The following is a 17,379-nucleotide window of genomic DNA, read 5'->3' on the forward strand; positions in this document are numbered from 1 at the left end:
CCCGTCTATTGCTTGGATCTAGCCAACGCTTCCATACCCGCTTGCAGCGTTTCGACGATTCGATCGACATCGTATATGCTGCCTCTCCACGTTCCTCCGCTTGCTGCTTGAAGAGCAGCCCAAAGCCGGGTGTCGTCCGGCAGCTTTGGATCGGCCGCAAGGTCCTGGTGCAATGGACGAGCAGCCAGTATAGCCGCGCCGGTTTCCGGACTAAAGCGCTCATCGCCTTGACCGATAAAATGAATGCTGCCTTCCAGCTTATTGCGATCTATGCAGACTTCAATCCAATCGCCGTTTTGCACTTTACCGATTGGACCGCCGGCCAGCGCCTCCGGACCGATATGACCGATGCAGGCTCCGGTCGACACCCCGGAGAAGCGGGCATCCGTGAGCAGCGTCACATGCTTTCCGAATGGCAAATGCTTTAAAGAGGAGGTCAACTGGTAGGTTTCCTCCATCCCCGTTCCCGAAGGACCTCTGCCGATCAGCACCATAATATCGCCCGCCTTTATTTGGCCGAGCTTAATCGCCTTAACCGCCTCTTTCTCGGATGTGAAAACCTTGGCCTGCCCGATATGGCGATAAAAGCCGTCTTCGCCGACAACGTCGGGATCGATTGCCGTGGACTTGATGACGGATCCTTCCGGGGCCAGATTACCGGTTGGAAAAGTCACCGTGGACGTCAATCCCCTGGCGGATGCCCGCTCCGGGCTCATAATGACCTGATCCGGGTCAATGCCGTCGGTATCCTGCAGCCGTTTGCGAATTTCATGGCGCCGCTCGGAATCCTCCCACCAATCCAATAGATTAGCAAGAGATTCGCCCGCTACGGTCTTTACCTTCAGATTGAGCAGACCGAGTTTACGAAGATGCAGCATGACCTCCGGAACGCCGCCCGCCATAAACACTCGAATAGTAGGATGATATTCCGGTCCGTTCGGAAGTACGCTCACAAGCCGCGGAACCGCCTTGTTCATTCGGGTCCAATCCGCTACATCCGGGATGCGGCATGAGGCCGCATGGGCAATAGCGGGGATATGAAGCAGCAAATTCGTGGAACCGCCGAATGCGGCATGAACCGCCATGGCATTCTCGATGGATGCGTCAGTCAAGATATCCCGCATGGTCATTCCGCTAGCGTTCATCCATTGAACAGCCCTCGCCGATTGTCTGGCAATGTCGCGCCAGATCGGCTGGCCGGAAGGAGCGAGCGCCGAATGCGGCAGTGACATGCCCAGCGCCTCGGCGACAACCTGTGCCGAGGCGGCAGTGCCGAGAAATTGGCAGCCGCCTCCCGGCGTGGCGCACACGCGGCAGCCCAAATCGGCCGCTTCGTCCAGCGTGATTTGACCATTCGCGAAACGCGCGCCGATGGTCTGGATCTTGGCCGCGTCTTCGCCGACAGTCGGCGGCAGCGTGACGCCCCCTGGTACGATGATCGCGGGAAGATCATGCATCGCCGCGAGGGCAATCATCATGGCGGGCAGTCCTTTGTCACAAGTGCCCACCCCAATGACGCCGCTCCTTGTCGGTAACGAACGGATCAGGCGCCGGTATACGATTGCCGCATCGTTGCGGTAGGGCAGCGAGTCGAACATCCCGGTCGTCCCTTGCGAACGGCCGTCGCAGGGATCACTGACAAAGGCGGCGAACGGCACCCCGCCGAGCGCGCTCACCTCAAGCGCCGCATCCTTTACGAGAAGGCCTACTTCCCAGTGGCCGGTATGGTAGCCGAGCGCGATCGGCGTTCCGTCCTCGCCGCGGACACCGCCCTGCGTACTTAGAATAAGAATCTGCTTGCCGAGAAGCCGATCCGGCTTCCAACCCATGCCGACATTTTGGCTCATGCCGAATAAATCCCCGCTCGGGAGATTCATCAGCATATCGGAAGTCAGCGGCAGCTTGCCCTCCGGGCCTGCTGCGTGGGTGAAGATGTCATAATGGCTCGGCTCCTCCGGCCCCATGATGAAACGTAATGCTTCTGTCATTGCTTTACCTCACCCTCAAGTACGTTATTTCCAGCATACAATCGTATCGCCGGATAAGGCGTCCGAAGCGGAGCCGCACAGGAACAGGACGATGCTTGACATGTCTTCGGGCTGCGCGATGCGCTGCAGGCGGGATCGCCCTTCTTCGCTTCGCACCGTCCGCGTTGCAAGAAATCTGCCGGTATAGGTCGGAGCCGGCGATATGCAGTTCACGTTCACATCATAGGGACGCAGCTGTTCCGCAAGGCTTCTCGTGTACGAAGAAATGCCCGTCTTGGCCGCGGCATAAATGATCCCCGTTGTCACCGGCACATGCCCCGCAATCGAGCCAACATTCACGATCTTGCCGGCTCTCCTCTCCCTCATATGCGAGCCCGCAAATTTGCAGGCATACATGGTGGACAGCAGATTTCGTTCGACAACCGAACGAATATCGTCAACGGAAATATCAAGGGCATCGTTCGGATCCGGGCGAGGCGTGTTAAGGCCTATATCTCCCCCCGCGTTATTAACGAGAATATCCAATGAACCCAACTCGGTTATCGCGTTTTCGATTAGCCGCTGCACTTGAGCCGGATCGGCCAAATCGGCTGCGATAAATGCCGATTTGACGCCAAGCTGTCTGATTTCTTCGGCAACGGCATGGCCGGAGGCCGCTTCGTTGAATTCGGCTGCCGAACTATCCCGAATGTCATGAATGATGACGTTGGCACCGGCGCGGGCCAGGTCTAGGGCGTATTGCTTGCCAAGTCCCCGGCTGGAACCGGTAACTAACGCATTTTTACCTTGCAATCCCGTCGTAAGCAAAGCTATCCCCCCTGAGTCAATGTGGATTCACTGCGCTTCTCAAGCTTGCGGATTTGATTCGAAAGGTACGCCATGGCGATATCCATCTCTTCCATCTCGTACTTCGCAATCTCATCCGGTGTCTGCCCTAACTCGAATGGCGTTCTCCAATCGCCTTTATATCTGGCCCGATCCTCCACGAAGCGAAGGAGACGGGTTAGCTGCCTTGCCGTGCGCGGCGGATATTCGGTCCAGAAATCCTCCTGAAGCACCCGCACATGCCGCGCTTCCAGCGCGCCGTGTTCCACGGACATCGTCACATCCGGGTTCATCTCGCCCATCACCTGGAAAAGATCCGGAAAGTCGATGACTCCTTGTCCGAGCGGACAGCGTACGAGCCGGTAGCCTTCCTCCGACCAATAGATTTTGTAATCCTTCAAATGCGCGTTCTTGACATACGGCGCGACGCTCCGAAAGAAGTCGGCAGGATGTTCGGCCGTGGCGAGCGGGTTGCCGGTATCCAGCGTAATCCCGAACCGTTTAGAACCGATCGTTTCGCACAGCCAAAGCAATTCTTCGGAAGCCAGATCCTGGTGGTTCTCCACCGCAAGATTGATTCCGGTCGCCTCCGCGACTTCAGTGGCTTCTTGAAACGCGCTCAAAATTTGCTGCAGAAACGGCTGCCATTTTCCTTCCATATGCCGCCGGTCGCCTCCGAATTTAGCGCCGCCCACTACAGTACGGAGCGTAATTGCTCCGGCCTGCTTGGCCATCTGAAGCGCCTTCGCTAGTGCGGCCGTATCGTAACCGCCGGTCGCGACATTGATGAACATGCTTTTCTGCTTCGCATAAGCGGCAACTTCAGCCGGGTCGCTCTGCGCAAGTATGTCCAGAGGAATTTCTACGCCTTGAAGGCCATAAGCCTCCGCCATATCGATCTGTTCCTTGGCCGTAATGCGGACCCGGTTAGACCCGGCAGGCAGCCCCATATGATATACCGTACCGTAAGCGGTAAGTCCGAATCTCATCTCGTACCTCCCTCCTTATTCAGCCGTCCATCCGCCGTCGATGACGATAGACGATCCAGTCATGAAGCTGGATGCATCGGAAGCGAGGTATACCAATAACCCCGACAGCTCGTCCGGCTTGCCCCAGCGTTTGATAGCCAGATGATTCATGAAGAATTGATTGGCTTCAGGGTTGTTCATGACGATTTGATTGAGCTCCGTGGCGAAAGGACCCGGGCAGACCGCATTGGCGGTTATGTTATGCTCCGCCCATTCCAGCGCCATCACCTTCGTTAACTGAATAAGACCGCCCTTGCTGGAGCAGTAGGCCGACCGTTCCGCCAGCGCGACTGTGCCCAGCATGGATGCAATGTTGATGATCCGACCGAATTTCCGCTTGATCATATGCGGCACGACTGCTTTCGCGCATAAAAATGGCGCTTTCAAGTTCGTCCCTTGCACGAGCTCCCAGCTTGCCTCGTCATATTCGAGAATCGGCTTGCGTACATTCACGCCGGCGTTATTGATCAGGATATCAATATGCCCGAACTTCTCGATGACTTCGGAGACCGCCCGCTCTATCTGTGCGTATTCGAGCACATTGAGCGCAATTCCTGCCGCTCTTTTTCCCGTTTCTTTGGTCAACGCGGCCGCCGCTTCCTCCGCTTTGTGTAAATCCCGGCTGGTCACGACAACTTCGGCTCCGGCGCGCCCTAGCGCACGGGCAAATTCCAGCCCAAGCCCCTGTGTCCCTCCCGTAATCAGCGCTGTTTTACCTTCCAATGAAAACATGCTGCAGCTCACACTCCTTCCATAGGTTGAATCGCTTGTATCGTTATTTGGTCAAGTTCAATATTTCACTTTACAAGCGCAAAGTCTGTCGAAATAGCTCTAACGCCATTAATTATTTAATAATCAAAACAATCCGCTGCTTAAACGCAAATAAGCCCGCGATTTATGCGGACAGGAGGTTTATGCGATTATTACCGTGAAATAGCATTTTACCGGAAGTTATGACAAATCGGCGAAAAAATACATTTGCGCGATGCGGTGATACATTTTACTTGTCAGCACTACATGATATGGAGGTATTGGAAATGGCGATTCACCGCACAATGCGCGGCAGTTTATCGGATCAGCAGCTGGAGCATTACAACCGAGAGGGGTATCTTGTTCTGGAAGGATTGCTGAATGACGAAGATATGGATGCACCTAGGCAGGCACTTCAGGAAAAGGTGTCCATTTGCTCAACAGGTGATAATAACCTTCAATCCGATCTCGCCAGCTGCGGCTGAATTTCAATAAATCTTTATCGGTCAATCCGTCGAACAGCTTCGCCAGTCGATATTTGAACGGTTCGTGCTCCAATTTATCGGTAATCAGTCCATTCGCGAACAAATCATCGGCAATTCCTAAAGTGCCTCGCGTTGCAGCCGGCGCGGTACCTTGGCATCAGGATAAATCCTACTGGCCGGATTCGAACGCCAACCCGGTCATTACGGTTTGGATTTCTTTTGTCGATGCAACCTTGGAGAACGGCTGCTTGCACATTAAACCGCGCACGCAAAATAAGAAGCTTCTCGAGTGGCATGCGGAATCCTACACCGGAACAAGCTATACAGCGCTGCATGATCATCAACTCGGTTCCCGGAAGACGATCGCGCTGCCGATTAAAGCAGGGACCGCAATCTTATTCAACGACCGGGTGCTGCATATGTCGACGCCGAATAATACGGATCATGTCCGCTGGAGCGTCGACCTTCGTTACCAGTCGACGGATCAGGACCCTATGCCGCAGCATGGCGTCGGGTTTCTCGCAAGAAGCGCCAAGTTCCCCGGCCGCGTAGCGACGCTCGTGGATTGGCTAGCCGAGAAAATGGAGCATGAGGAGTAGGCGGCAATTTGAATAGTACTTGAGCGCAATAAAAACAGCAGCCGATTATCTTACCGGCTGCTGTATTGTTTTTTGTCTCTAGCTAATCTTTTTGACTTAAAAACTCATTTTGCACAGCTTCACCATTAGGATTATTGTTCTTGATCTGGCTTTTACGTCCATTCCGAAACTCTCCGCCATGTACTGAATTCTCTCGCTGTCCATTATTATCGGTACGATCATACTTGTTAGGATTATAGTTGTTATTTGCCATTTATCCTTACATCCTTCCTTAAAAAGTTGCATTTAGATTGTGTATTCCTGATTAGGTTTATGCATTCCAAGGATTTCTTAAATGTTTCGACTTAGTCATTTCATTTTATCTAAGGTAACGGTGAAAATGAGACAAAGACTAACGGAAACGGCAACAGATAGCATGAGCGCAATCAGCGGTCTTAGAAAATGCAAACGCAACATGACGAACATAATGATGACGAAAGAAAGCGACCATAACAAATTCCAGTCATTATGGTAAGTAATTGCTCCTAATTTTACGGAAACATACTCAAGAATGACGAAAACAATGCAATACAGTCCAATGTACAAGGCTTGGAAGGATAGTCTCTTCCCCGATGGATAATGAGAAAGATAGATCCACGTCGAAAGAGGCATTCCAATCAACGTAAGCAACAGAATCGGAATCATTGAGTATTGCAGTCCATTCGGCTCCATCCTCCAAAGTGGATAGTTATAACAAAGGAGCTCGTATAACCCATTGCCAAGCGCCGCGTAAAGAAGTGTAGGATAATATGGCTTCCAGTTGCGATCGGCTAATTTCAAGGATGCGATAATCCAGAGTGTAGCATATACAAGCGCAACCATTCGTTTCACTTCCTAAATAGACTTATAATCAATGGCATTATTAACCATTTCATCTAATATTATACTATCTCGCATGTCCGCCTTCTGCACTGATATGGATAAATACCGCTAAAGCGAGAAACATTATATTCGTTCCTTTAGGTTATAAATTTTCGACTTAAGGTGGGTTTGCCGTCATGTCCGTAAATTCGAGGCAGGACCGAATTTCAATAGCTGCACTTGGTGGCGTTAATGAAATCGGCAAAAATATGTATGTGATTCAATGTAACGAAGACATCATAGTGGTGGACTGCGGTTCTAAATTTCCGGATGAAAGCTTGCTTGGCATTGACCTCATTATTCCGGACATTTCCTATCTGATTGAGAACCAAGATCAAATTCGGGGTTTGATTATTACCCATGGGCATGAAGACCATATCGGTGGAGTTCCTTACGTTATTAAACAGCTGAACATGCCGATTTATGCAACCTCCCTTACACTCGGTCTAATAAGAGTAAAACTTCAGGAGCATCGATTACTAAAAAATTCAGAGCTCCATGAAATCGATTCGAATTCTGAACTTACTTTAGGTTCTATTCTGGTACGATTCTTTCGTACAAATCACAGCATTCCCGATTGCCTGGGCATTGCTTTCCAAACGTCCCTGGGAACGATTGTACATACAGGAGATTTCAAGTTCGACCTGACGCCGGTTAACGAACAATATGCAGATATTCATAAGATGGCAGAGATCGGGAAGAATGGCGTTCTTGCGCTGTTATCCGAAAGCACGAATGCTGAACGGCCAGGTTTTACCCCTTCGGAGCGTCTTGTCGGTGGACATATCGAAGAGGCGTTTCAGAAAGCTCAAGGTAAAATCTTTCTTTCTACCTTTGCGTCAAACGTCCATCGGGTTCAGCAGGTTATTGACGCAGCAGAGAAGACAAACCGCAAATTGATTCTGCTTGGCAGGAGTATGGTCAACGTCGTCGATATCGCCTCCTCCCTCGGTTACTTGAGGTTACCGGAGGGGATGCTAGTAGATGCCTCAGAATGTACGCGGTTTGCACCGCACGAACTGGTCATTCTTTGCACCGGAAGTCAAGGAGAACCTATGGCAGCACTGGCAAGGTTAGCGAATGGCACCCATAGGCAAATTCACATCGATCCTGGCGATACCGTTATTTTGGCGTCCTCCCCTATTCCTGGAAATGAACGTAACGTAGGACGAATTGTCGATCATTTGTTCGAGAAGAGAGCATCCGTTATTTATGGTTCAAGTACGGTGACGGGAATGCACGTATCGGGACATGCCAGCCAAGAGGAATTAAAGCTCATGCTTACTTTGATGAAGCCAACATACTTTATTCCGATACACGGGGAATATCGAATGCTTCACCAGCATCGTCAACTTGCGGAGGCAGTAGGCGTTGATCCTAACCATATTTTCATTGTCAAAAACGGGGATGTTATAGACATTTGGGCTTCTGAAGCCCGGCAGGAACGAAAAATTCCCAACGGGAATACACTCGTTGACGGTCTGGGAATTGGAGACGTAGGCCAAATCGTTCTACGAGACCGCAAAGTCTTATCAGAAGATGGGATTCTCATCATAGTCATGTCCATCGCGAAGTCAGATAATAAAATCGTTTCAGGCCCTGACATCATTTCTCGCGGTTTTGTGTACGTGCGGGAATCCGAAGGCCTCATAGGAGAATTGCAGCGAATTGCTCGCTCTTCCATTACTCAGCTTCAGAGTGATAAAGAAAATACCGATTGGAGCGATTATAAACTAACCCTTAAAGAAGCGATCGGTAAGTTTGTATACACCCATACGAAGAGAAGACCGATGATCCTTACGATCATCATTCAGGTATAACATCACAGAAGAACCACAGTCCGCATAATGGACTGTGGTTCTCTTTTTTCTGCTTCATTCGTTAACCAGATTTTCACTGCTATAAAACTCTTTATAAAAAGAACCTAGTTTTGCATCAATATCATTGTTTAGTTTATAATACCCTTCTCCAATATGATAAACGCCTTTACCATTTGAAGTTATAGATGAAATTTCTACATTATTTTCATTAAAAAGCTTTAGACTGGAATTACCTGTCACAGGTTCGTATGCTTTAACCTTTGTATACGTTGTAGAGTCCATCGTTTTAACAAATCGGTCTATTTTTTTCTTATCTGTGATTGAATACAGTAACCCGGTGCCACTATTTCGTGATGTTATTTTAGCTATATTCCCCTTTATTATTTCATTAAAATGTAAATCATTTGAAGATTGATCATTCGAGCTGCAACCAATCAGAGAAACACATTGCAACAGTACAACTATTTTTAAAAAATGTTTTTTCATTTTACTCCCCCACATCGAGCCATTACTTATCTAACGCATTGAATCTTTTGGATGTTGCAAATAAGGCCAGATAACGAAAAGAGCAGCCCATGGTTCTAATAGAACCATGGGCTGCTTTTCTTGACGCATTCTGCCATCACAAGATTTCGATATATCCTTCTGTTCCATGTACGCGAATGCGTTGCCCATCTTTTATTAGTTTGGTAGCATTCTCCACTCCGACAACTGCTGGTAATCCGTATTCACGTGCGATCACTGCTCCATGGGTCATCAATCCGCCAACTTCGGTGACTAGGCCTTTTATGGATACAAACAATGGTGTCCAGCTAGGGTCAGTAAAGGAGGTGACTAAAATATCTCCATCTTCCAAAGCAGCATCTTCCATGTGTAAGATGACACGTGCACGTCCCTCAATGACTCCTGAAGAAACGGGTAGACCTACAATCGCTTCGGCTGGGAGATTTTCACGTTTGTATGCACCAACAATGATTTCGCCATCAGACGTGATCACACGTGGCGGAGTTAGTTTTTCATATAATTTGTACTCGTCTTTTCGTTTGCTGATGATCTGCCAATCCAGTTTTTTTGTGCGTACGACTTCATGAAGCTCATCAAAAGTAAGATAGTATATATCTTCTTTGTCATGAATAACGCCAGCTTGGACGAGTTGTTCGGCTTCTTTCAGTAAAGCCTGCTTATAAACGAAGTAGCGATTCACCATGCCGTATTTTGGATATTCCCGATAACCGATGAAATTCCGGATGAGATCGATCATTCGTTTTGTTTCTTTGGCTTTTTGTTCGCCATCCGGTAATTGCTTCAATCGATCTAACAACTCTTTTTCTTTTTTTAATGCTTCCTGACGCCCCTGTTCAAATTTCCGATTGCTTGCATTCGGCTCAAAGTTTTTGATGTTACCCAGAATCAACGGGACAAGCGTAATAGGATTCTCGCTCCAACGTGTTCGAGTGATATCGATTTCTCCGGCGCATCGCATTCCGTATTTGTTGAGATAAGCATTGATTGCGTCTCGGGTTTCCTGCCCGCCTTCGAACTTAAGGAGTCCATCCAAAAAATAATCGTCCGTTACCTGTTGCAAATAAGCTATGGCTGCCGGATAAGGACGAATCACATCCGCGACATCAAGCAGCGCCAGCCCCATCTCCGAAGTAATATTGTTAGGTACAGATTGAGAAAGCGTATCTGCCGCGCTTTTTTCACCCAACCATTTCTCCATATGTTCATTGATCCAGTGTGAAGCGTTCATAGCGGCCATAAACACAGATGTGCTTTGCGGGTCAAATAAGAACTTCTTTAACCCCTGCCCAATATCTTCTAAGATAAATTCAAACAAATCCGATCCCGATTTCGCTTGTATGTTAAGTTTGAGCGCTTCTATTGAAGCCTTATTACGCGAAATCAGGTCAGAAACGATTGCCGGATCGGGTTCGATTTGGGTTTGGGAACCAGCGGGCGATCTGCCATTTCTGCTCGTACTTGGACTCGAACTTGGATCATTCGTTGGCAGCGGTTTAATAAAATCTTCTCGCTTGATTATGGTCATAAGCATGTCTTTGATGAGCGGATCGGATTGTCCGAAGGTATTTAATACGGTTTCTCTGCCAGGTGAAGCCAGCATAGGTGTAACATCAACAAACAACCTTCCACCAGCTTTACGCATGGGTGCAGGAGTGATTAACAGGTAAAACGACAATCCCAACGGTTTTATGGGGTCAGTCATCATTTGTTGATGACCGACAGATAAGTAAACGTGATTTTCTTGATCATTCGCTTCAGGGATCGGGTATAAAGTCGTGATTGGCCGACTCTGGACAATATAAAATGTTTCATCAACCAAACACCATTCGATATCTTGCGGGCAGCCAAAATAAGCTTCGATCTGTCTTCCGATGCGTGCCAGGCGTAAAATTTGTTCATCCGCAAGCGTTTGAGTCTTTTGCTGAGCGGGATCGATCACCCGGGTCTCAGTTCCGCCTTCTTTTCGTCCATAGACAGCCAAATTTTTGGTTGCGATCCGCTTATCGACGATCTGTCCTTCCTGTACTTTATAACTATCTGCGGATACAAAACCGGAGACCAGCGCTTCTCCAAGTCCAAAACCGGCATCGATGGATAGCAGCTTTCGGTTGGAAGTAATGGGATCAGCGGTAAATAGAATCCCTGAAGCCTGCGGGAACACCATCCTTTGAATGATAACGGATAAATATACTTGACTGTGATCAAATCCGTTTTGCATACGATAGATTACCGCGCGATCCGTAAATAGAGAAGCCCAACATTTGCTGATGTGCTGCAGGATGGCTTCTTTGCCGATGATATTTAAATAAGTGTCTTGTTGACCTGCAAAAGAAGCATGCGGTAAATCTTCTGCAGTCGCACTAGAACGCACGGCATAAGCATGTTCCTCGCCAAACTGGGAGAGATAATGAGTAACTGCGTTCAAAACATCTGAAGGAATTTCGGCATCCATAATGATTTGCCGAAGCTTTCCGCTAATTTCACCAATTTGGTCTCGATCTTCTACGTTCAGCATGGTTAGTCGACTCAACAAAGCATGATATGTTTCATTTGATTCGATAACTTGTCGATATCCCGCCGTCGTAACGCAAAATCCTTTCGGTACTTGTATGCCTTGAATTTTTGATAATTCCCCTAAATGTAGCCCTTTTCCGCCAACGAGCAAAAGCTGCGTTTTATCCATTTCGTTAAAATCGAGAACCAAAGAACTCATTCTTACATCACTCCTTACCATTAAAATGAGAATACATTTGACAAGATTTTTCCGACGTGGTATACTTAAATTGTAAGATGAACTAACTATGCTCATTATTTCGCGCGCAGTCGTGATTTGATTATATCATCGTGTCTGTTTTTGCGCAATATAAGAAGAACCTGGTCAATTTGACCAGGTTCTTTTTTGATTTCCGGCTGGCATCACGGGAGCTCATGTTGTCCGGCTGCCGCGCATACTTAGGATCCTTTCTCTCTGTGAAGCGTTAACCGGTGCGTCGGGAGCGGATCAGAGTAAGCCCACCGAGGACCGCGCCGGTTAGCCCGGTCACGATAGCAACGATGGCCCCGGCTCGCCCGCTTCCGGTACCGAAATCACCTGTGAAGATAGCCATATGCACCACGGCGTAGACGATGACGATCAGCGCAAGTACCATTGCCACGATAGCCCCGCGTCGACCGGTGCCTTTACCGATACGACCGGCGGAGCGGGCCAGAGACAGCCCGCCGATTACTGCGCTGATCAGCCCCACTACCGCGTCAGTCGTAGCCCAGAGCCGCCCAGTAGTTAATGCGTATCCGGCGTTACCGCCGGCCGCTTCAGCAGAGACAATTGTTGGCACAAGCAGAAATGCGCAAAGTATAACGAATGAAACCAGCTTCATTCTCATTTGTTGAATCTCCTCCCTTATCCGCGAATTTTTCCCGCTTTTCTCAGCCAGTTTACTCTACGAATGTCGAGAACTTATGCAGATCTTCCTCTCTTTGCGTGGATTTCTTTCAGAACCTGCCGTATCACGGTATAATTTCGGTAAGCGATTTAACTCTGCTTTATGGAAGCAGGATGCAGACTAACAGGGAAAGAAGTGATGTGATGGGATTGGAACCGAAATTGCTGCTTGTGGAGGATGAACCGGGCATGCTGGAGGAGATGCAAACCTACTTGCAGCGTGAAGGGTTTCGGGTATTGACCGCCCGTACCGGCAAGGAAGCGCTGACGACTGCCCGGTCTGAACGGCCGGAACTCGTCGTGCTGGATTGGATGCTCCCCGAGAAAAGCGGCATCGACGTATGCCGTGAATTAAGGCAAACCTCGCATTGCGGCATTATTATGGTCACGGCCCGATCGGATGAATCGGACAAAATCGTCGGTTTGGAAATCGGCGCGGATGATTATTTGACTAAACCGTTCAGCTTACGCGAGCTCGCTTCCCGCATCCGGGCATTACTTCGCCGCTTGCGCGGTCTGGAAGATAAGTCGGTGTACATGGAGAGAGACAACTTGCTCATTTCCGAGGTTAAATGTCAGGTATTCAAAGACGGTCAGGAAATCCAATTGACACCGACCGAATACAAAATTCTGTTCACGCTGGCGGGTCGGCCCGGCATCGTCTTCAGCCGTCTGCAATTGTTACAGACTGCTTTAGAGTTTGAATACATGGGCTACGAAAGAACGATGGACTCCCATATCCGGAATCTTCGCCGCAAACTGGGAGACGACCCTGCCAAGCCTCGTTACATTCAGACAGTATATGGCTTCGGGTATCGATTCGGTGAACGTTCATGAACATGACGGTCCGCATGAAAATATTCGCCTGTATGGGGCTGCTGGTGCTCATTGTTAGCATTACGTTCTCCCTAACAACACAAGCATACACGGATAGCTTGATCGATCAATTTCAAAAGAAACACATCAATGCTGACTATTTGAGTGCCACGCCCGAAGAGCAAATCGAAATCTTAAGATCTTATTTCCATGACAAAATGCAACTGAACGAATTACTTCAAGTCACGCACGGCGCGCGCTTGTTCTTTTTTATTACGATCGGGTTGATCTTCAGTTTTTGGATATCGGGAGTGCTGACCCTCCCGCTCAAAAAGCTTATATCAGCCATAGAACGTGTGGCACAAGGCGACCTGAACGTCAAAGTACCTGTGGACACAAAGGATGAGTATGGGAAGGTCGCCCAAACGTTCAACGAAATGACCTTTCAGCTGCGTGGGGCCGAAGAAGCACGCAGACGATTGGTAGCCGATGTTGCTCACGAGCTCCGCACGCCGCTGTCCGTGATGCAGCTTAAACTGGAAAATATTCAGCAGGCCGGTCATCAGGTCCCGCCTGAAATGCTCCTTCGGCTTCAAGATGAGGTCATTCGGCTCAGTCGGCTTGTGGACGATCTTCATGTATTGTCGCTTGCCGAAGCGGGCCGGTTGTCGCTCGATCGCAAACCGCTCGATCTGACGGTACATCTGGAACGAATCGTGGACGACGTGAGATACGAAGCGGAAGAAAACGGATTGGACATTCGCCTTTATACGAGTTCGAGGGCGGTTACGGTAATCGCCGATGCGAGACGGATCACGCAGGTATTTTTTAACCTGCTGACCAATGCGATTCGCTACACCCCGCGCGGAGGGAAGATTACGGTTGAAATCGAAGACCGGATCGTTGATCGGAATGCGTCCTTTGCATGTGTCTCGGTGATCGATACCGGCATCGGAATACCTGCGGATGAGCTGCCCCACCTATTCGATCGATTTTACCGGGTAGACGAAGCGCGCTCACGGTATTCAGGCGGTACGGGGCTCGGATTATCCATCGCCCACCATTTTGTAAAAGCCCATGGCGGTTTCATCCGCGTTACGAGCCGGCCCGATGAAGGTACGGTATTTTCTGTTTTTCTACCTATTGCGGATATGACCGAAACACGTTAAATAACACAAAATTGCTTGCAGAAACGTCCGGTAGGACATTTATACAAGCATTTTTTGTTGTTATTTCGCAAGTTCAGGAAGCAGTTCCGCTAACTACAGGATGAAATCCTGCGAATTCATTTCGAGGGAGCTTAATCTAAACTCCATTTTTCTGCTTTTTGTTGACATTCCAATGGACTGATAAAAATGGATTGCATTTTGATTCGTCTCCGAAACCCCCAATTCAATACTTTCCACTTTCAATCCTCTTGCGAAATCAAACACATATTGCATGAGTGTTCTTCCGATCCCCTTTTTCCTAACCGTATCAGCAACACATAAACTGTTGACAAGTAAGATCTTCCTCGCATGAACAAATGAATTTTCAGGTATTTCTTCTTCTTTCATTACAACGACGCCGACTATTTCAATGCCCCGAGCAGCCACAAAGATATGTTGCTTATCATCGTTTAGTTGGTTATTAAAGTACTCTTCCCCCACTGGAGTCGAGTTCTTTTTATATAGGTCCGGCCGTTCAATAACGTGCAAATGATGAACTTGCCAAAACAAAGATAATAACGATTCGTAATCCTCTTTTTGAGCATTTCGGATAGAAATATCCATTTTTCCCCATCCTTTTGAATTGTAAATTCATTTAAATATACGAATGTCTAATTCGAAGCCCGCAATTGCTGCCATACTCGAATGACAACAGCGTTTTGAATAAAACGCCTCCATCGTATGTATGGGATTCGGTTACGACCACTCCCCAAACGAGTTTTTTCGCAACAGGAGTTTCTTTTGCAGTGGCCACTGGGATGCAGATTCTTATCAACATAACTGTATTTTGCGATAATGCGCATGACCTGCAGATTGACCTGTTTGACACCACGGCCGGGAACTTATTTACGACTCTCACTCCAATAGGCAATCTAACCGATGGATTATTAGATCCGAATACCGGAGTTGTCGACGACGTACCTTTCAACTGGCAAAATGTTCGCTATTACTCTATCTTTACTGCTCCTATTCCTGCTGAACGTAACTTTCACAGCATTCTCATTATCCCATCTTTCCAAGCTGTTAACTATAGTATTGCGCCTCCGGGATCATTCAATCCAGCAGCATTGGCTTTTGTTGCAGATCTATATCTAATAACGTAATCCAAACCCGCTTGCCCGCTCACCGATCGCTTTGGTTAGATACTCTTTGCTATTCAGTGGCTCCGGGCAAGCGGGTACTTCAATGGGATGCTACATAGGAAGATCAATTGACTTCAAGGGGAGCGTATAGCTCTCCTTTATTTATTGTCTTTCTATCGAAATAGCAGCTGACGCTGTTTTTCATAGTGAGATTCATATTTTTCGTTTAGAGTTCATACGATGTATTACAAAGCACGAACGCAGTCATGGAGACGCCCACCGTTATCTATCTATCAAATCGGAGGTTATGATCATGCTAATGAAACATCGCGTATCCATATATGCACTTATCGTATTTACTCTTTTATCCGTCGTCATCTGGCGCAATGGTCAGTCTGATTTCAACAATGTGCAGTGGGAGCAATATGTTGTTGGCTCCGGCGATACGCTCTGGTCCATCGCGAAGATGTCCAATGTCGAGGAAGATACTCGCGACATAATTGCGGTCATGCAAGACCATAACGATATGAAATCGGTTGACCTACATCCAGGTGATGTGGTGCTTTATCCGGTGTCCAAATAAGCCTGACGGCTTGATTTGGAAGTAAAAAACCGAGCCCAAAACCACTCGGTTTTTTCAATTACTTTTGAATTAATTCGCGCCCGAAGGGTCCGAAGGGTCGAAAACCGTTATATCCGTCCAGATATTGAGATACGGGAAATCCCCCTGCCACCACAGTGTGAACTCTACGAAGCCGTCATGAGATGCAATGTTTCCAACCACGATCGGCTTAGCGTCACCAATAAATCGATCTGGTACGGTAGCACTGATCCTTGCCTCAGCTGCGGTAACTACCACGAACGAATCGTTCTTTAAGATATCCCAATGGAAGGTGTAGCGGCTTAGCCGGGGGGCCGATCTCCAGAGATGTCGCCAGTGTTGGATAGTCATCACTGCTCCTCCTTTGTCGTGTCATCCGGGCTTTCCTCGGGTCTCGGCCGCCTAATCAGAAGCTGGTTACTCACAGGGAATGCTGTTAGGTTGATAATGTAACTACCGTCTTCTTGCCGCCAGGCTGTCCCGACCCGTTGCACCACGTCATCGGCGAAGGCCTTCGGGAGAGGTGCTTTATAGTCGGGGTGAGCTGCTTGAACGCCTAGCAGACTAACGAAAGCCGGCATCCAATCCGTTTCCTCAGGTTGCATTGATCTTCCTCCTTTGTTTAAAACCGTTCTTAAGGTATAACACGCTAAGGTGTAGCTAGCACTTAGATGGATTCCTTGCCCACCGATGCTGATGACTTCCTTTTGTAATAAAAGCCTACTTTAATATGTAGATAACGCGTTATGATTATTCAACTAATAAGGACAGCAAAAAACCCTTGCCTAAGCAAGGGTTTTCATTATAGAAGTGAATAAATGGCTGGGGATCTAGGATTCGAACCTAGGGATGACGGAGTCAAAGTCCGTTGCCTTACCGCTTGGCTAATCCCCAACAATTTTAAGTTGTCAGAAGTAATTATGGGGCGACCGATGGGACTTGAACCCACGAATGCCGGATCCACAAACCGGTGCGTTAACCCCTTCGCCACGATCGCCATAAAAACTATTCTACTGTCAGAGACAGCAAGGATGGTGCCGGCGATAGGAGTCGAACCCACGACCTACTGATTACAAGTCAGTTGCTCTACCAACTGAGCTACACCGGCACGATATTCAGGAGCACTTGTCACCCTGAAAACTGGATACGAACCTTTGCGAAGGTTTCTTGCTTAGCTGCTTACTCGAAGTATTTAGGATAAGCCCTCGACCGATTAGTATTCGTCAGCTCCACACATTGCTGCGCTTCCACCTCGAACCTATCAACCTGGTCGTCTTCCAGGGGTCTTACATACTGGGAAATCTCATCTT

The 17,379-nt window shown here is 48.4% G+C and carries 19 protein-coding genes, 3 tRNA genes and 1 rRNA gene; 7 read left to right on the plus strand and 16 right to left on the minus strand.

The genetic code is table 11. The features are described from left to right. Positions 1-5: 5 nt before the first annotated feature. Genes DL346_RS09100 through DL346_RS09115 form a run of 4 tightly spaced genes read right to left on the minus strand, consistent with a single transcriptional unit; the run spans position 6 to position 4,573 of the window. Positions 6-1,988, minus strand: a complete 1,983-nt coding sequence (locus DL346_RS09100) for a YjhG/YagF family D-xylonate dehydratase (RefSeq protein ID WP_112881681.1) — start codon at positions 1,986-1,988, stop codon at positions 6-8. Between the two features lie 24 nt (positions 1,989-2,012). Further along, on the minus strand, positions 2,013-2,795 hold the full coding sequence (locus DL346_RS09105) for an SDR family NAD(P)-dependent oxidoreductase (RefSeq protein ID WP_112881682.1): 783 nt from the start codon (positions 2,793-2,795) through the stop codon (positions 2,013-2,015). 2 nt (positions 2,796-2,797) lie between these two features. After that, the gene (locus DL346_RS09110; RefSeq protein WP_112881683.1) at positions 2,798-3,802 is read right to left on the minus strand and encodes a sugar phosphate isomerase/epimerase family protein; all 1,005 of its coding nucleotides are present in this window, start codon (positions 3,800-3,802) and stop codon (positions 2,798-2,800) included. Between the two features lie 15 nt (positions 3,803-3,817). After that, positions 3,818-4,573, minus strand: a complete 756-nt coding sequence (locus tag DL346_RS09115; protein WP_206098487.1) for an SDR family NAD(P)-dependent oxidoreductase — start codon at positions 4,571-4,573, stop codon at positions 3,818-3,820. Between the two features lie 305 nt (positions 4,574-4,878). Here DL346_RS09115 and DL346_RS09120 point away from each other — a divergent pair, with 305 nt between their 5' ends. Both DL346_RS09120 and DL346_RS09125 read left to right on the plus strand, forming a co-directional pair. After that, positions 4,879-5,076: a hypothetical protein gene (locus DL346_RS09120; RefSeq protein ID WP_112881685.1), complete on the plus strand. Its 198-nt coding sequence runs from the start codon at positions 4,879-4,881 to the stop codon at positions 5,074-5,076. A 53-nt stretch (positions 5,077-5,129) separates the two neighbouring features. Further along, positions 5,130-5,675, plus strand: a complete 546-nt coding sequence (locus DL346_RS09125) for a phytanoyl-CoA dioxygenase family protein (RefSeq protein ID WP_276311530.1) — start codon at positions 5,130-5,132, stop codon at positions 5,673-5,675. Positions 5,676-5,757: 82 nt separating this feature from the next. Here DL346_RS09125 and DL346_RS29005 read toward each other — a convergent pair whose 3' ends face one another. After that, positions 5,758-5,928, minus strand: a complete 171-nt coding sequence (locus tag DL346_RS29005) for a hypothetical protein (protein WP_165822429.1) — start codon at positions 5,926-5,928, stop codon at positions 5,758-5,760. A gap of 95 nt (positions 5,929-6,023) precedes the next feature. After that, a complete protein-coding gene (locus DL346_RS29810; protein ID WP_112881687.1) occupies positions 6,024-6,536 on the minus strand; it encodes a CBO0543 family protein in 513 nt (170 codons plus the stop codon). Positions 6,537-6,712: 176 nt separating this feature from the next. On the opposite strand from DL346_RS29810, the gene DL346_RS09135 reads away from it, so the two are divergent. Further along, positions 6,713-8,395: a ribonuclease J gene (locus tag DL346_RS09135; RefSeq protein WP_112881688.1), complete on the plus strand. Its 1,683-nt coding sequence runs from the start codon at positions 6,713-6,715 to the stop codon at positions 8,393-8,395. A 54-nt stretch (positions 8,396-8,449) separates the two neighbouring features. On the opposite strand, the gene DL346_RS09140 is transcribed toward DL346_RS09135, so the two are convergent. The 3 genes from DL346_RS09140 to DL346_RS09150 form a co-directional block, all read right to left on the minus strand. Beyond that, positions 8,450-8,881, minus strand: a complete 432-nt coding sequence (locus DL346_RS09140) for a hypothetical protein (protein ID WP_112881689.1) — start codon at positions 8,879-8,881, stop codon at positions 8,450-8,452. Positions 8,882-9,017: 136 nt separating this feature from the next. Continuing rightward, entirely contained in the window at positions 9,018-11,633 is a 2,616-nt protein-coding gene (gene ppsA, locus DL346_RS09145; protein ID WP_112881690.1) for a phosphoenolpyruvate synthase, read from the minus strand. A gap of 265 nt (positions 11,634-11,898) precedes the next feature. After that, positions 11,899-12,303 (minus strand): DUF6223 family protein, encoded by a 405-nt coding sequence (locus tag DL346_RS09150; RefSeq protein WP_112881691.1) that lies wholly within the window; start codon positions 12,301-12,303, stop codon positions 11,899-11,901. Between the two features lie 209 nt (positions 12,304-12,512). Between DL346_RS09150 and DL346_RS09155 the strand changes: the two genes are divergently transcribed. Together DL346_RS09155 and DL346_RS09160 are read left to right on the plus strand one after the other, a co-directional pair. After that, positions 12,513-13,199: a response regulator transcription factor gene (locus DL346_RS09155; protein ID WP_112881856.1), complete on the plus strand. Its 687-nt coding sequence runs from the start codon at positions 12,513-12,515 to the stop codon at positions 13,197-13,199. Further along, on the plus strand, positions 13,196-14,347 hold the full coding sequence (locus tag DL346_RS09160; protein ID WP_112881692.1) for a sensor histidine kinase: 1,152 nt from the start codon (positions 13,196-13,198) through the stop codon (positions 14,345-14,347). Before DL346_RS09155 ends, DL346_RS09160 begins: the two co-directional genes overlap by 4 nt. Positions 14,348-14,440: 93 nt before the next feature. Here DL346_RS09160 and DL346_RS09165 read toward each other — a convergent pair whose 3' ends face one another. After that, a complete protein-coding gene (locus DL346_RS09165) occupies positions 14,441-14,950 on the minus strand; it encodes a GNAT family N-acetyltransferase (protein WP_112881693.1) in 510 nt (169 codons plus the stop codon). 182 nt (positions 14,951-15,132) lie between these two features. Here DL346_RS09165 and DL346_RS09170 point away from each other — a divergent pair, with 182 nt between their 5' ends. Further along, a complete protein-coding gene (locus DL346_RS09170; RefSeq protein ID WP_112881694.1) occupies positions 15,133-15,489 on the plus strand; it encodes a hypothetical protein in 357 nt (118 codons plus the stop codon). A gap of 292 nt (positions 15,490-15,781) precedes the next feature. Continuing rightward, a complete protein-coding gene (locus DL346_RS09175; RefSeq protein WP_165822430.1) occupies positions 15,782-16,051 on the plus strand; it encodes a LysM peptidoglycan-binding domain-containing protein in 270 nt (89 codons plus the stop codon). Positions 16,052-16,120: 69 nt separating this feature from the next. Here the strand turns inward: DL346_RS09175 and DL346_RS09180 are convergent, their stop codons facing one another. From DL346_RS09180 to DL346_RS09205, 6 genes are all read right to left on the minus strand, one after another. Then, positions 16,121-16,420: a hypothetical protein gene (locus DL346_RS09180; RefSeq protein WP_112881696.1), complete on the minus strand. Its 300-nt coding sequence runs from the start codon at positions 16,418-16,420 to the stop codon at positions 16,121-16,123. Then, positions 16,420-16,674, minus strand: a complete 255-nt coding sequence (locus tag DL346_RS09185; RefSeq protein WP_112881697.1) for a hypothetical protein — start codon at positions 16,672-16,674, stop codon at positions 16,420-16,422. Before DL346_RS09185 ends, DL346_RS09180 begins: the two co-directional genes overlap by 1 nt. A 214-nt stretch (positions 16,675-16,888) precedes the next feature. After that, positions 16,889-16,963 (minus strand) — tRNA-Gln (locus DL346_RS09190). A gap of 27 nt (positions 16,964-16,990) precedes the next feature. After that, positions 16,991-17,066 (minus strand) — tRNA-His (locus DL346_RS09195). Between the two features lie 35 nt (positions 17,067-17,101). After that, a tRNA-Thr gene (locus DL346_RS09200) sits at positions 17,102-17,177 on the minus strand. Positions 17,178-17,262: 85 nt separating this feature from the next. Beyond that, positions 17,263-17,379, minus strand: a 23S ribosomal RNA gene (locus tag DL346_RS09205); the annotation flags it as partial.

Source organism: Paenibacillus montanisoli (genome assembly GCF_003268025.1).
Classification (GTDB): Bacteria; Bacillota; Bacilli; order Paenibacillales; family Paenibacillaceae; genus Paenibacillus_Z; species Paenibacillus_Z montanisoli.